Here is a 15,483-nt window from a genome sequence, read left to right as displayed (position 1 = left end):
AGGGGAGAACCCGCTGCGTGCCGTCGGCAGCCTCCAGCAGGACATCACAGAGCACGGGCTGGCCCTCGGGCAGCTCCTCGCAGCCATAAAGCTGCTCCTCAATGCGCAGAACGCGGTAGTTTTTTTCTTCCATCCTCTTCGACCTCTTTCGGGCAGATTGTTTCTTACATTATAAAACGGCAGCGGGGCCCCGTCAACGCTTGACAGCCCCGTGTGCCGCCTGATAAACTAGGCGCAAGGGAAAAAACGCCAAAAGGAGAGAAAAAGTTGAACATTACAGAACTGCGGTATCTTGTCGCCATCATGGAATGCGGATCTGTGAGTGCGGCGGCAAAGCGGCTGTATGCCGCTCAGCCCAATGTGAGCAAGGCGCTGAAAAATCTGGAAGAAGAATATCATCTCCGCATTTTTGAGCGGTCATCCACCGGCATGATCCCCACGGAGCAGGGACGGCATTTCATCGAGCAGGCCGAACGGGTGCTGCGGGAGGTGGATCGGCTGGACCAGAGCGTGCAGGAGGCGCAGGAGCGCTGCGCCGAACTGCGGGTAATGATCCCCCACGCCACCTATGCCTCCTATGCGGCGGTGGATTATCTGGAGCAGGCGGCCTCCATTGAGCGGCTCCACATCCACATCCGGGAGGGCGGCTCCATGGAGGCACTGGATCATGTCCTGCGGCAGGGGTATCATCTGGCTCTGCTGCGGTACGCCGTGGAGGATGACGAGCACTATACCCATTACTGCGCCCGGCGGGGCCTGAAAATGGAACCCATTATGGATTTTGAATACAGTCTGCTGACCAACCGGGACGGCCCGCTGGCCCGGAAGGAGATCCGCGACCTGTCTGAGCTGGACAAGTATATGGAGATCCTCCACGATGATTTCCAGCTGCCCGGCGAGGAGGGCGGCGACGGTGTGCGCTGGCATGTCAACCCGGAGCGCCGTATCCATGTGTATGAGCGGTGCAGCCAGTTCTCGATCCTGCAGCGGCTGCCCACGGCCTACATGTGGGCATCGCCCATGCCCCGCAGGGCACTGGAGCAGTACCATCTGGTGCTGAAAAGGTGCCCGGCCCAGCGCCAGCAGATGCGGGATGTGCTGGTCTACCCGGACAAGGGCCGCCTGCGCCCTGAAGAGCAGGCCTTTGTGGATCTGCTCCACAAGGAAGCGGCTTCCACCGTGAAATAAAGGGGCTTTCCGGCTAAGGCACGGCAAAGGTTGCTCCCTTCGGAATTGACAGAAAAACCAATAAATGGATTCAAAACCGGGCGAAAATAAGCGCCCGGTTTTATTTTTGCTGATAAATGGTCAAAAAATAAACGGAAAAGCGGCAAAAATTCTTTGCAGCTATATCGGAAACCATATGGCCCCATGCCGGAAAGATATTTCTCCGCTGGAAAAAAGTGTGCTACCATGAGGCCAGAAAAGAGCCCCGGGTATGCGGCAGAATGGGGCCGCGGCCGGCAGGGGCAAAAAGGAGGTTTCTGGTATGATTAGTTTCCTGCTCTGTCTTGCGATCCTGGTGGGCGGATACTTCGTCTATGGCAAGATCGTGGACAATACCTTCGGCCCGGACGACCGTGAAACGCCTGCTGTGCGCATCAATGACGGCGTGGACTATGTCGTGATGCCCCAGTGGAAGCTGTTCCTCGTCCAGCTGCTGAACATTGCGGGCCTTGGCCCCATCTTTGGTGCCATGCAGGGCGCTCTGTGGGGCCCCGTGGTGTTCCTGTGGATCACCTTCGGCACCATCTTTGCCGGTGGTGTGCATGACTACTTCTCCGGCATGATGAGTGAGCGCAACGACGGCGCTTCCATCGCGGAGATCACCGGCAAATACTTAGGCCCCGTGATGCAGAACGTGATGCGTGTGTTCTCTGTTGTGCTGCTGATCATGGTGGGCACCGTGTTCGCCGTCGGCCCCGCCGGTCTGATCGTTGAGCTGTGCAGCCAGAGCGGCGCATCCGGCGTGATGACTTCGCTGCTGTTCTGGCTGGTCATCATTCTGACCTACTACTTCATCGCGACCTTTATCTCTATTGATGCGGTCATCGGCAAGATCTACCCCGTGTTCGGCATCTGCCTCATCATCATGGCCATCGGTGTCATCTTTGGCATCTTCACCAACCCGGCTTATACCATCCCCGAGATCTGGGATCACTTTGGCAGCATGCACCCGTCGGGTACACCCATCTGGAGCTTCATGTTCATCACGGTTGCCTGCGGCGCGATCTCCGGCTTCCACTCCACCCAGTCGCCTCTGATGGCCCGCTGCATGAAGAGTGAGAAGCAGGGCCACTTTGTGTTCTACGGTGCTATGGTCTGCGAGGGTGTCATTGCCCTGATCTGGGCCGCTGCAGGCTGCTCTCTGTACGAGGTCACTGATGGCCTGAACACCGGTCTGGCACAGGCACTGGCAATGGGTCAGTCCAAGGCCATCTATGATGTCTGCTCCAAGACCATGGGCGGCGTGGGCATTGCGCTGGCCATGATCGGCGTGGTCGTCTGCCCCATCACCTCCGGCGATACCGCCTTCCGTTCTGCCCGCCTGACCCTGGCCGACTGGTTCAAGATCGATCAGGACAGCTACGGCAACCGCCTGAAGCTCTGCATCCCTGTGCTGGGCGTGGGCGCTTTCCTGGGCATCGGCAACGCACTGGGCTTCATCAACTATACTGTGATCTGGCGCTACTTCAGCTGGACCAACCAGACGCTGGCCATGATCGTTCTGTGGGCCGCTTCCATGTACCTGTTCAAGGAGAAGAAGAACTACTGGATCACTGCAGTGCCCGCTACCTTTATGAGCGCCGTGTCCGCTACTTACTTCGTGCTGGCTCCCGAGTGCCTGGGCGGTCTGCTGAACCATAAGACTGCTGAGGGCGCTGCCGTCTATAACACCGCAGTTGCTTACCCGGTGGGCATCCTCTTTGCGATCGCTATGCTGGCGCTGTTCATCTATGCAACCAAAAAGCAGACAGTGAAAAAGACTGCATAATTGACATTTCCCCCTCTTCAACCTTCTCAATACCCATTCACAACCGCAAAAGCCGCCTGCCGGGCCGTCCGGCAGGCGGTTTTTGCTTGTGCAGAGAAACGACGAATTGCGGCAAAAAGAACAGGAATGCAGACAAGGTGCACAAAAATATGCCAAAAAGTTTGGCAGGGTGCACTGAAAACGAAAAACCACCCGCTGAAACGATTTCGGTAAAGAAGTTTTGCCGAGGATACGTTAAAAAATCTTTGCCGGGATTCCCGGGAACGGCTGACTTATATAGTTTTTGATATAAGGGCCATTCTGGAAGGATATTACCAGATTTATGAAGATTGTGTTAACATAGGGCCAAGGAATGGCCGTGACGGGGCAGAATGGGGCTCCGGGCACGGACAATAAAAGGAGGTTTCTGGTATGATTAGTTTCTTACTCTGTCTGGCGCTCCTGATCATCGGCTACTTTGTCTATGGCAAGATCGTTGACAATACGTTCGGACCGGACGACCGCGAAACTCCTGCTGTGCGCATCAACGATGGCGTTGACTACGTTGTGATGCCCCAGTGGAAGCTGTTCCTCGTTCAGCTGCTGAACATTGCAGGTCTGGGACCCATCTTTGGTGCACTGCAGGGTGCTCTGTGGGGCCCCGTGGTGTTCCTGTGGATCACCTTCGGCACCATCTTTGCCGGCGGCGTGCATGACTACTTCTCCGGCATGATGAGCGAGCGCAACGACGGCGCTTCCATCGCTGAGGTCACCGGCCGCTATCTGGGCCCCGTGATGCAGAACATCATGCGTGTGTTCTCTGTGGTGCTGCTGATCATGGTCGGTACCGTGTTCGCAGTGGGTCCCGCAGGCCTGATCGTGACCCTGTGCAAGAACGGCGGTATGTCCGGTCTGCTGACCACCACCCTGTTCTGGCTGATCATCATTCTGGCCTACTACTTCATCGCAACCTTTATTTCCATCGATGCCATCATCGGTAAGATCTACCCCCTGTTCGGCATCTGCCTGATCATCATGGCAGTGGGCGTTATCTTTGGTATCTTCACCAACCCCGCCTACACCATCCCCGAGATCTGGGCAAACTTCAGCAATATGCACCCCTCCAACACCCCCATCTGGAGCTTCATGTTCATCACCGTTGCCTGTGGTGCTATCTCCGGCTTCCACTCCACCCAGTCGCCTCTGATGGCTCGCTGCATGAAGAGTGAGAAGCAGGGCCACTTCGTATTCTACGGTGCAATGGTCAGCGAGGGCGTTATCGCTCTGATCTGGGCCGCTGCCGGCTGCGCACTGTACACCATCACCGACGGCAAGATGGTCGGTCTGGCCGAGGCTCTGGCTGCCGGTCAGTCTGCCGCTATCTACGACGTCTGCCTCAAGACCATGGGTAAGGTTGGCGTGGCACTGGCTATGATCGGTGTCGTTATCTGCCCCATCACCTCTGGTGATACCGCGTTCCGTTCCGCTCGTCTGACCTTGTCCGACTGGCTCAAGATCGATCAGGACAGCTACGCAAACCGCCTGAAGCTCTGCGTTCCCGTTCTGGGCGTGGGCGCATTCCTGGGCATCGGCAACGCACTGGGCTTCATCAACTACACCGTCATCTGGCGCTACTTCAGCTGGACCAACCAGACGCTGGCTATGATCGTTCTGTGGGCTGCTTCCATGTACCTGTTCAAGGAGAAGAAGAACTTCTGGATCACCGCAGTGCCCGCTACCTTTATGAGCGCTGTGTCCTGCACCTACTTCGTGCTGGCTCCTGAGTGCCTGGGCAAGATGATCAACACCTATGCAGACGGCAAGCTGGTGGCTTACAACACCGCAGTTGCATATCCCATCGGTATCGTCTTCGCAATTGCCATGCTGGCACTGTTCATCTATGCAACCAAGAAGAACACCGAGAAGAAAGCCGCATAACCCATTCATAGCGGCAATTTCTCAGTAAAACAAACCGGCCGCTGTCAGCTCAGCGGCCGGTTTCCTGTTTTTTGGCTAAGAGTGCGGGCTGGGCCTTGCATTTTCATTGCCGGAGTGGGAAAATGGGTACAAACAAAAACGCAAAAGAGGGATGAACGTTATGCTCTTCAAACCTGCACAATTGGGCCTTGCCAGGCTCGACTCTGCCGAGCTGGAGGCCGACCGGAAGGCCTGCAAAAAGATCGGCCCCTGCGGCGTGGGCAAAAAAGCCCTGTATCTGAACAGCTTTTACATCGACCGCCGCTACTACCTGCCCTACACCAGCATCACCCGCGTGTTCAAGCGGGTGGCCATGAGTGCGGGCGGCTTTACCGGCAAGGGAATGTTTGCCTCCATGGCCTACCTTGTGGTGGAGTACGACGGCGGCAAACAGAAGCAGTGCAACTTCAAGGACGAGCGGGACGTGGATGCCCTGCTGGAGCTGCTGGCAAAGCAGCAGCCCCAGATCCGGCTGCTGAGTGCCGCCGGGGAGCAGGCGCTGCAGAAAAAGGCTGAGGAAAAGGCCGCCCGCAAGCTGCCGGAGCTGTCTGACGATGCCAAACACACCGTGACGGTCCTGCGCAGGGCAAAGGAGTATCTGGACGCAAAGCCCGAGCTTTCCAATGAGCTCAGTGCTGCCCAGCGCCGCAAGCGCGCCCAGCTCAAGAGCAAGCCGGTCTACCGCCATGTGGCCCTTGCCATCTTCCTGTTCGGCACGGCCGCCGCGGCCTACGGCCTGTACGCGGTGTTCACCCACACCGGCAGCTACGGCGTGTACTTTGCACTGTTCGGTTTTGCAGCCATCTTCCTCTTTTCCAGCTACAACATGCTGCCCACGGCGCACAATAACAACAGCGCCATTATGAAGCGGGCCGATCAGGCCGATACCGCCATGGCGGAGTATGTGAAGCACTACCCCAACGGCAGCTTCCCGGTGCCCAGCTGTTACGCCCACCCGATCGTCCTCAAGCGGATGATCGATGCCGTGGAGGAAGGTCGGGCCGTGACCACCGCCGAGGCACTGGATGCCGTCAAGGCCCGCCTGCAGGCCGTCAATGCGGATGTGCAGGTGGAGCAGGAGGAGTACGACGAGATCGTCGCCATCAAAGCGCTGTTCCTGAACCACAACTATCAATAAAACTGACCCTCTCTGTCATCGCTGTGCACTGCCACGCTTTGATGGAGAGGGTTTTTCTTGCGTTGTGGGGCGCTTCGTCTTATAATGAGCACAGAGAGTATTTTTGAAAAAGCAGGAGGTTCCCTATGGATATGGTCACATTGGGGCGTACCGGCATCACCGTGAACAAAAACGGCTTTGGTGCCCTGCCCATCCAGCGCATTTCCCAGGAGGACGCGGTCTTTCTGGCCCGCAAGGCTTACAAGGCGGGCATCCGCTTCTTTGATACTGCCCGCGCCTACACCGACAGCGAGGTGAAGCTGGGCGAAGCCTTTGACGGCATCCGCTCCGAGGTCTACATCGCCACCAAGACCGCCGCCCAGAACGCGGAGGAGTTCTGGAAGGACCTGCACACCTCCCTGAACAATCTGCGCACCGACTATGTGGACATCTACCAGTTCCATAACCCGTCCTTCTGCCCCAGGCCCGGTGACGGCTCCGGCCTGTACGAAGCAGCGCTGGAGGCCAGAGAAAAGGGGATGATCCGACACATCGGTATCACCAACCACCGCCTGTCCGTGGCCAAGGAAGCCATTGAGAGCGGCCTGTACGAGACCCTGCAGTTTCCGTTCAGCTATATTTCCGGTGAGCAGGAGTTGGAACTGGTGCAGCTGTGCAAGGAGCACGAGATGGGCTTTATCGCCATGAAGGGTCTGTCCGGCGGTCTCATTACCAACAGCGCCGCCGCCTATGCCTTTGAAGCGCAGTTCGAGGGCGTTCTGCCCATCTGGGGCGTTCAGCGGGAAAAGGAGCTGGACGAGTTCCTTTCCTACATTGATAACCCGCCCCGGATGGACGCAGAGTTGTCTGCGGTCATCGCCCACGACCGGGAGGAGCTGTGCGGTGAGTTCTGCCGTGGCTGCGGTTACTGTATGCCCTGCCCGGCTGGCATCGAGATCAACAACTGCGCCCGCATGAGCCTGCTGCTCCGGCGCTCGCCTTCGGCAGAGCATCTGAGTCCTGCCGGTCAGGCCAAAATGAAGAAGATCGAGGGCTGCCTGCACTGCAACCAGTGCAAGGCCAAGTGCCCCTACGGGCTGGATACGCCCGCCCTGCTGGCCCGCAACTATGAGGACTACAAGCGGGTCCTGGCCGGGGAAGTCAAGGTATAACAGAGAAAACAAAAAAGATGGATGCCGCAACGACATCCATCTTTTTGTTTTACAGCGAAGAGGGGATCGGCTCCCGGAAGATCTTCATGGCCTGCCTGTAGCAGTGGACGAAATAGAGGATCTCCGCAATGGCGGTCAGAGCCCAAGAGCAGGGGTAGAGCAGGTAGAGCGAGGGGATGGTGTGGAAGTGGGCGAAGATGGTGTATACCCAGATCACCCGGAACACACAGGAGCCCATGATGACGATGACAGTGGGCACCACGGTCTTGCCCAGACCGCGGGAAGCGGCGATGGTGCAGTCCATAAAGGCCGAAGTGCAGTAGGCCAGCGCCATGACACCCACACGCTTCATACCGGCATCGATGACGGCGCTTTCGGTGGTGAAAAGGGCGAGGAACTGCCGCCCGAACAGGAACAGGCCGCCGCCTAGCGCCAGACCCACGCCAAAGGAGTAGGCCAGCGAGATGAAGTAGCTTTTCTTGACACGGTCGGGCTTGCCTGCGCCGTAGTTCTGGCTCATAAAGCTGGCACAGGCCATGTAGAAGGCGGCCATGCAGTCGTAGATGAGCGGGTCGGCGTTTGCGGCGGCGCTGTTGCCCTTGACCATGAGGGAATCAAAGGAGTTGACACCGGCCTGGATGAACAGGTTGGCGATGGCGAAAATGGCGTTCTGGAACCCGGCAGGCAGGCCCAGCGCCAGAATGCTTTTGGTCATGGCGGGGTCGAGCTTTGCCTCCTTGAAATGGAGGGCGTAGCAGTCCTGCACCCTGGTCAGGGCGTGGAGGATGAGCCCGGCAGAAACACACTGGGAAATGGCACTGGCCAGCGCCACGCCTGCCACGTCCAGGTTGCAGACGATGACAAAGAATAGGTTCAGAAGGATATTCAGCACACCGGCAAAGCTCAGGATGTACAGCGGCTTTTTGGTCTCACCGATGGCGCTGAACACGGCGTTGCCGAAATTGTACAGAGCCAGTGCCGGCATACCCAGAAAATACACCCGCAGGTAGAGGATCGCACCCGGCAGCAGGTCCTCCTTGGTGTTCAGCAGCCGCAGCATGGCAGGGGAGCCCAGTAGGCCCACAACCAGCAGGATCACGCCTGCGATCAGGCTGACGATCAGGGCCGAGTGGACGGTGTCGTGGACATCGTTCGGGTGTCTGGCTCCGTAGAAGCGGGCCACCAGCACGTTGATGCCGTTGCCCAGGCCGATGAGAAAGCCGGTGAACAGCGTGACAAAGATGCTGGTGGAGCCCACCGCGCCCAGCGCTGTGGAGCCCGCAAACCGCCCCACCACGGCCACGTCCGACATGTTGAATAAGACCTGCAGCAGGTTGGATAGTGCCAGCGGCAGGCTGACCAGAAGGATCTGCTTTGCCAGCGGGCCTTCTGTCAGGGATCTTGTGCTAGATTTCATGTTCTCTTTTTCCTTTTCCAGTCCTAAACCGTGCCCGCGCATACCGGGGCACAACACCTATTATAAGAGATGCGCACACTTTTGCAAGATGAATCTTTCAAAAAGGAAGAACAGAATGCATCAGCGTCTTGCTGGCGCGGGATCGGGCACGGAATCCGGATACAGAGCCGCCAGACGGCTTGATTTTTGCCTCCGGCTGTGCTATACTACATTACACTGGTTTGCCAGTAATGTGCGATCGTAGCTCAGCTGGATAGAGCGTTCGGCTCCGACCCGGAAGGCCAGAGGTTCGAATCCTCCCGGTCGCACCAAACAAAGAAAATCCGAATCTTTTCTCGATGGGAGGAAAGGTTCGGATTTTTTGTTATCTTTGGAAATGGGAGTGCCGCAGCTCCTCAGCCGCCCTTCCGGTTTCGCTGCCAGATGCGGTAAAGTCCGTCCGTGATCAGATACTCCCGGTACTGAATGGGTGTGCGGCAGGCCTCCCGGATGGTGCGGGGCAGGTTGCCGGTGGCATAAAAGCGGATATCCGGGCCAAGCTCTGCCTGAAAGCGCTCGGCCAGCCCGTCCAGCAGCCCGGCGGTGCCCAGCACGAAACCGTTCTGTAAGCAGGCAGAGGTGTTCTTGCCCAAGATCGAGGAGGAAGCTGGAGCGGAGAGGTCGATCTGGGGCAGCTGGGCGGTTTTTTGCACCAGCGCAGAAAGGGAGAGCTGCGGCCCGGGCAGGATGACACCGCCCACCAGCTCCTGTTTGCCGTTGACTGCCATGATGGAGATGGCGGTATCTGCCGAGATGACCGCCAGCGGTCCGGGTCCCTCTTCCAGTGCGGCCACAGCACCGCACAGCAGTTCTGCGCCCAGCTGGGCCGGATTGTCCAGCCGCAGCTTGATGCCGCTTTTCAGGCCGGGGCCAACGGTCAGGAAGCGGGCAGAGCAGAATATCCGCAGCGCAGCCAATACCCGGCCTGTCAGTGCGGGCACCACACTGCCCAGAATGCCGCCCTCGATCCGCTCGGGGGCAACCCGATATAAGGAGAGCAGATTCAGCAGGTTCATGGCGTATTCGTCCACCGTTGCGGCCGGGCTGGAATGCAGCCGCCCGCTGAACTGCAGGGTGTCGTGTTCGTAGCCGGCAATCGTGATGTGTGTGTTGCCGATGTTGACCGTAAGGATCATGGTTGGGGTCTCCTCCGCTCTATAATGTAATTATATAATATAACACCACCCCGGAAACTGCAAGAGCTCTCCCCTTGGCAAAGGGGAGACGAAATGGCCGTGGCCATTTCGGAGGGGTTCAAAACCTGCCCGGAAGCACTCCTTTTGCGAAATATAGAAAAAACTCAAAAAAGATGCAAAAAAGTGTTGACAGAAGGCTGGGGATGTGGTATTATACTTGAGCGCCAAGGGTCGCCGGAAAGAATGACTTCTGAAAGCGGCAGAAGCAAAGCGAAAGAACCAATATGGATACGTTGAAAAACGAGCCACAAGTTCGAAAAGATCGAAAAGCTTCTGAAAAAAGTGCTTGACAAAAAATCACTTCTGTGGTAAAATAATCAAGTCGTCAGCCGCAAAGGCTGAGGCGCACAGGACCTTGAAAATTGAACAATATCGAAAAACTTGTAACGGAACCTATTTTCGTGTTGGAAAAACACGTTAAACAATTCCAAACAAAGTAATTCACACAGGACGCAAGCGATTGCGTGCTGAGCGAAGAAGATTTAACACTTTTTAAGTGATAAATATCATTTATAAAGAGTTTGATCCTGGCTCAGGACGAACGCTGGCGGCGCGCCTAACACATGCAAGTCGAACGAGCGAGAGAGAGCTTGCTTTCTCGAGCGAGTGGCGAACGGGTGAGTAACGCGTGAGGAACCTGCCTCAAAGAGGGGGACAACAGTTGGAAACGACTGCTAATACCGCATAAGCCCACAGGTCGGCATCGACCAGAGGGAAAAGGAGCAATCCGCTTTGAGATGGCCTCGCGTCCGATTAGCTAGTTGGTGAGGTAATGGCCCACCAAGGCGACGATCGGTAGCCGGACTGAGAGGTTGAACGGCCACATTGGGACTGAGACACGGCCCAGACTCCTACGGGAGGCAGCAGTGGGGAATATTGCACAATGGGGGAAACCCTGATGCAGCGACGCCGCGTGGAGGAAGAAGGTCTTCGGATTGTAAACTCCTGTTGTTGAGGAAGATAATGACGGTACTCAACAAGGAAGTGACGGCTAACTACGTGCCAGCAGCCGCGGTAAAACGTAGGTCACAAGCGTTGTCCGGAATTACTGGGTGTAAAGGGAGCGCAGGCGGGAAGATAAGTTGGAAGTGAAATCTATGGGCTCAACCCATAAACTGCTTTCAAAACTGTTTTTCTTGAGTAGTGCAGAGGTAGGCGGAATTCCCGGTGTAGCGGTGGAATGCGTAGATATCGGGAGGAACACCAGTGGCGAAGGCGGCCTACTGGGCACCAACTGACGCTGAGGCTCGAAAGTGTGGGTAGCAAACAGGATTAGATACCCTGGTAGTCCACACCGTAAACGATGATTACTAGGTGTTGGAGGATTGACCCCTTCAGTGCCGCAGTTAACACAATAAGTAATCCACCTGGGGAGTACGACCGCAAGGTTGAAACTCAAAGGAATTGACGGGGGCCCGCACAAGCAGTGGAGTATGTGGTTTAATTCGACGCAACGCGAAGAACCTTACCAAGTCTTGACATCCCTTGACGAACATAGAAATATGTTTTCTCTTCGGAGCAAGGAGACAGGTGGTGCATGGTTGTCGTCAGCTCGTGTCGTGAGATGTTGGGTTAAGTCCCGCAACGAGCGCAACCCTTACTGTCAGTTACTACGCAAGAGGACTCTGGCAGGACTGCCGTTGACAAAACGGAGGAAGGTGGGGATGACGTCAAATCATCATGCCCTTTATGACTTGGGCTACACACGTACTACAATGGCGTTAAACAAAGAGAAGCAAGACCGCGAGGTGGAGCAAAACTCAGAAACAACGTCCCAGTTCGGACTGCAGGCTGCAACTCGCCTGCACGAAGTCGGAATTGCTAGTAATCGTGGATCAGCATGCCACGGTGAATACGTTCCCGGGCCTTGTACACACCGCCCGTCACACCATGAGAGCCGGGGGGACCCGAAGTCGGTAGTCTAACCGCAAGGAGGACGCCGCCGAAGGTAAAACTGGTGATTGGGGTGAAGTCGTAACAAGGTAGCCGTAGGAGAACCTGCGGCTGGATCACCTCCTTTCTAAGGAGTCAGGCAGATGGAAGAACATCAAAGATGGTCAGCCATCTGGAACAGGTGACAGATACAAGCAGAGTAGATATTGTTCGATTTTGAGGGCCCTGAAAAGGACACTCAAAGACGTACCTTGAAAACTGAATAATAACTGCGAAACAAAGATTATAGTAAGTTCTTTTAAGAAATATTGCAATTTCAAAAGGAAGGGTAACAATAATCTTCGTTGGCAAAAGAGAGAATCAAGAGGATACCAAATGTTCTGAAAGAACGTTTGAAAGGTCAAGCGAACAAGGGCGCAGGGCGAATGCCTTGGCACTGGGAGCCGATGAAAGACGTGATAAGCTGCGATAAGCTTCGGGGAGCTGCAAATAAGCATTGATCCGGAGATTTCTGAATGAGGAAACTCACCTGGGTTCATACTCAGGTACAATGCACTGAAATTTAAAATAGGTGTATTGAGGGAACCGCCTGAACTGAAACATCTAAGTAGGGCGAGGAAGAGACATCAAACGAGATTCCGTAAGTAGTGGCGAGCGAACGCGGAAGAGGGCAAACCGAGAGTAGAAATACTTTCGGGGTACGGACTGCTTTTAAGACTTAATCTGTTAACCGAACGGCATGGGAAGGCCGGTCAGAGAGTGTGAGAACCACGTAGGTGAAAACGGAGAGAGCTGCGCAGGATCCAGAGTACGGCCAGACACGTGAAACCTGGTCGGAATACGGGGGGACCACCCTCCAACCCTAAATACTACCCAGTGACCGATAGCGTATAGTACTGTGAAGGAAAGGTGAAAAGCACCCCGGGAGGGGAGTGAAAAAGAACCTGAAACCCTGTGCCTACAAGCACCTAGAGCGCGTCAAAGCGTGATAGGGTACTTTTTGTAGAACGGTCCGGCGAGCGATTGTATGCAGCAAGGTTAAGGACTTAAGGTCTGGAGCCGAAGCGAAAGCGAGTTTGAAAAGGGCGTTAAGTTGCATATAATGGGCCCGAAACCGGGTGACCTACCCATGGTCAGGTTGAAGTGGAAGTAAAATTCCATGGAGGACCGAACCGACCTCCGTTGAAAAGGCGGCGGATGAACTGTGGGTAGCGGAGAAATTCCAATCGAACCCGGAGATAGCTGGTTCTCCCCGAAATAGTTTTAGGACTAGCCTCAAGTTAGATACCTGGAGGTAAAGCACTGAATAGCCTAGCGGCCGAGAGGTTAGCGAAGCTTATCAAACTCAGAATGCCAGAGTATTGATGCTTGGGAGTCAGACAGTGTCAGATAAATGTCATTGTCAAAAGGGAAACAGCCCAGATCTACAGCTAAGGTCCCAAAGTCAGGTTAAGTGGAAAACGATGTGAAGATACGCAGACAACCAGGATGTTGGCTCAGAAGCAGCCACTCATTCAAAGAGTGCGTAATAGCTCACTGGTCGAGCGTCTTTGCGCGGAGAATTTAACGGGGCTAAACCTGACACCGAAGCTTAGGCAATGCACGTAAGTGTATTGGGTAGGGGAGCGTTGTATACGCGGAGAAACAGTAGCGCAAGCGGCTGTGGAGTGTATAGAAGTGAGAATGCCGGAATGAGTAGCGCGAATGCAGTGAGAATCTGCATGGCCGAAAGCCTCAGGTTTCTGGAGGAAGGTTCGTCCGCTCCAGGTTAGTCGGGAGCTAAGGTGAGGCCGGAAGGCGTAGCCGATGCACAGACGGTAGAGATTCCGTCACCACCAAAAGAGTTAAGCACAGGGACACATATGAAGTCTCAGAGCCGGGTGTTGGTTCCGGTAGAGATCGAGGGAAGTTAGTACCGAAGTCTGAGATGGAAGATGGCGAGAAAAGCTGTGTGTATTTCTGAGGTGCCCGTACCGCAAACCGACACAGGTAGGTAGGAAGAAGATTCTAAGGCCAACGGGAGAAGGGTTGTTAAGGAACTCGGCAAATTGACCCCGTAACTTCGGGAGAAGGGGTGCTCCAGAGATGGAGCCGCAGAGAATCGGCCCAAGCAACTGTTTACCAAAAACACAGGTTTGTGCTAAATCGAAAGATGACGTATACGAGCTGACGCCTGCCCGGTGCTGGAAGGTTAAGAGGAGATGTGCAAGCATTGAATCGAAGCCCCAGTGAACGGCGGCCGTAACTATAACGGTCCTAAGGTAGCGAAATTCCTTGTCAGGTAAGTTCTGACCCGCATGAAAGGCGTAATGATTTGGGCACTGTCTCAACAGCCCGCCCGGCGAAATTGTAGTACCGGTGAAGATGCCGGTTACCCGCGACAAGACGGAAAGACCCCATGGAGCTTTACTGTAGCCTAATATTGGGTTTCGATGTTGCATGCACAGGATAGATGGGACTCTGGGAAACCAAGGCTTTGGCTTTGGCGGAGAGGCCGTTGGGATACCATCCTTGCGATATTGGAATTCTAACCTGCGGCTCTGAATCGAGTCGGGGGACATTGTTAGGTGGGCAGTTTGACTGGGGCGGTCGCCTCCTAAAGAGTAACGGAGGCGTTCAAAGGTTCGCTCAGCTTGAACGGAAATCAAGCAAAAGAGTGCAAACGCAGAAGCGAGCCTAACTGCGAGACTGACGGGTCGAGCAGTAACGAAAGTTGGAGTTAGTGATCCGGTGGTATGTGAGTGGAAATGCCATCGCTCAACGGATAAAAGTTACCCTGGGGATAACAGGCTGATCTCCCCCAAGAGTCCACATCGACGGGGAGGTTTGGCACCTCGATGTCGGCTCATCGCATCCTGGGGCTGTATTCGGTCCCAAGGGTTTGGCTGTTCGCCAATTAAAGCGGTACGCGAGCTGGGTTCAGAACGTCGTGAGACAGTTCGGTCCCTATCTGTCGTGGGCGCAGGATATTTGATGGGAGCTGTCCCTAGTACGAGAGGACCGGGACGGACGTACCTCTGGCGCACCAGTTGTTCCGCCAGGAGCATAGCTGGGCAACTACGTACGGATCGGATAAACGCTGAAAGCATCTAAGCGTGAAGCCGACCCAAAGATAAGATATCCCACTGATTCAATCAGGTAAGATCCCTTGTAGACTACGAGGTTGATAGGCACGATGTGTAAGTGGAGTGATCCATTCAGCAAGTGTGTACTAATAGATCGAGGGCTTGACCACAATTCGCTTGAATTCTCAAGTCAATGATAAAATGTGAGCAGTGATTATTCAGTTTTGAAGGCACGTCCTTCAAGAAATACTGGACAAAGTAAAACAGAAATGTTATACTGAACCAGTCATATTGGTCGGTGACGATGACGGTGAGGTTCCACCTGTTCCCATTCCGAACACAGAAGTTAAGCTCACTCGTGCCCAAGATAGTTCGCTGGAAACGGCGCGTGAAAATAGGTAGTCGCCGACTCAAATGTCGGGATGTTTGAAACCGCATCTCGACAATATGCACCTCTAGCTCAGTTGGTAGAGCAACTGACTCTTAATCAGTGGGCCCAGGGTTCGAGTCCCTGGAGGTGCACCAGATATTGAACGTCAAATCGTAAGATTTGACGTTCTTTTTTGTTATGTAACCCCGAAAAATCGGGGCTTGCACGGTCAATGCACGGTTTTTGCACGGTCGGCGTTTTCG

9 protein-coding genes, 2 tRNA genes and 3 rRNA genes are annotated in these 15,483 nt (G+C 55.1%); 12 read left to right on the top strand and 2 right to left on the bottom strand.

Going from position 1 to position 15,483, the window contains the following annotated elements; all coding sequences use genetic code 11:
• The first annotated feature begins 267 nt into the window (after window positions 1–267).
• The 6 genes from ACKXGA_RS09510 to ACKXGA_RS09485 all read left to right on the top strand — a co-directional run bounded on the left by ACKXGA_RS09510 (window position 268) and on the right by ACKXGA_RS09485 (window position 7,240).
• Complete coding sequence (locus tag ACKXGA_RS09510) at window positions 268–1,188, top strand: LysR family transcriptional regulator (protein WP_423729372.1); 921 nt, start codon at window positions 268–270, stop codon at window positions 1,186–1,188.
• A gap of 64 nt (window positions 1,189–1,252) precedes the next feature.
• Window positions 1,253–1,417 (top strand): hypothetical protein, encoded by a 165-nt coding sequence (locus ACKXGA_RS09505; protein WP_423729371.1) that lies wholly within the window; start codon window positions 1,253–1,255, stop codon window positions 1,415–1,417.
• 72 nt (window positions 1,418–1,489) lie between these two features.
• Window positions 1,490–2,995: a carbon starvation CstA family protein gene (locus tag ACKXGA_RS09500; RefSeq protein ID WP_097769932.1), complete on the top strand. Its 1,506-nt coding sequence runs from the start codon at window positions 1,490–1,492 to the stop codon at window positions 2,993–2,995.
• A 411-nt stretch (window positions 2,996–3,406) separates the two neighbouring features.
• Entirely contained in the window at window positions 3,407–4,912 is a 1,506-nt protein-coding gene (locus tag ACKXGA_RS09495; RefSeq protein ID WP_156068931.1) for a carbon starvation CstA family protein, read from the top strand.
• Window positions 4,913–5,072: 160 nt separating this feature from the next.
• The gene (locus ACKXGA_RS09490; protein WP_423729370.1) at window positions 5,073–6,089 is read left to right on the top strand and encodes an ATPase P; all 1,017 of its coding nucleotides are present in this window, start codon (window positions 5,073–5,075) and stop codon (window positions 6,087–6,089) included.
• Between the two features lie 125 nt (window positions 6,090–6,214).
• On the top strand, window positions 6,215–7,240 hold the full coding sequence (locus ACKXGA_RS09485) for an aldo/keto reductase (protein WP_423729369.1): 1,026 nt from the start codon (window positions 6,215–6,217) through the stop codon (window positions 7,238–7,240).
• A gap of 49 nt (window positions 7,241–7,289) precedes the next feature.
• Here ACKXGA_RS09485 and ACKXGA_RS09480 read toward each other — a convergent pair whose 3' ends face one another.
• Entirely contained in the window at window positions 7,290–8,657 is a 1,368-nt protein-coding gene (locus ACKXGA_RS09480; protein WP_423729368.1) for an MATE family efflux transporter, read from the bottom strand.
• Window positions 8,658–8,891: 234 nt separating this feature from the next.
• On the opposite strand from ACKXGA_RS09480, the gene ACKXGA_RS09475 reads away from it, so the two are divergent.
• A tRNA-Arg gene (locus ACKXGA_RS09475) sits at window positions 8,892–8,968 on the top strand.
• Window positions 8,969–9,052: 84 nt separating this feature from the next.
• On the opposite strand, the gene ACKXGA_RS09470 is transcribed toward ACKXGA_RS09475, so the two are convergent.
• A complete protein-coding gene (locus ACKXGA_RS09470; RefSeq protein WP_423729367.1) occupies window positions 9,053–9,832 on the bottom strand; it encodes a type III pantothenate kinase in 780 nt (259 codons plus the stop codon).
• A gap of 93 nt (window positions 9,833–9,925) precedes the next feature.
• Here ACKXGA_RS09470 and ACKXGA_RS09465 point away from each other — a divergent pair, with 93 nt between their 5' ends.
• The 5 genes from ACKXGA_RS09465 (at window position 9,926) to ACKXGA_RS09445 (ending at window position 15,375) form a co-directional block, all read left to right on the top strand.
• The gene (locus ACKXGA_RS09465; protein WP_423729366.1) at window positions 9,926–10,129 is read left to right on the top strand and encodes a hypothetical protein; all 204 of its coding nucleotides are present in this window, start codon (window positions 9,926–9,928) and stop codon (window positions 10,127–10,129) included.
• A gap of 272 nt (window positions 10,130–10,401) precedes the next feature.
• A 16S ribosomal RNA gene (locus ACKXGA_RS09460) occupies window positions 10,402–11,912 on the top strand.
• Window positions 11,913–12,183: 271 nt separating this feature from the next.
• Window positions 12,184–15,020: ribosomal RNA gene (locus tag ACKXGA_RS09455) — 23S ribosomal RNA — on the top strand.
• A gap of 124 nt (window positions 15,021–15,144) precedes the next feature.
• Window positions 15,145–15,261, top strand: a 5S ribosomal RNA gene (gene rrf, locus ACKXGA_RS09450).
• Together the 16S, 23S and 5S rRNA genes with 1 tRNA gene alongside form the textbook arrangement of a ribosomal RNA operon.
• Window positions 15,262–15,299: 38 nt before the next feature.
• Window positions 15,300–15,375: transfer RNA gene (locus ACKXGA_RS09445), tRNA-Lys, on the top strand.
• The last annotated feature ends 108 nt before the right edge of the window (window positions 15,376–15,483 follow it).

The organism is Faecalibacterium hominis (ex Afrizal et al. 2022) (genome assembly GCF_049545105.1).
GTDB classification, from domain to species: Bacteria; Bacillota; Clostridia; order Oscillospirales; family Ruminococcaceae; genus Faecalibacterium; species Faecalibacterium duncaniae.
Note: the sequence above shows the minus strand (reverse complement) of the source record. Positions and strands in the feature narration are given on the sequence as shown.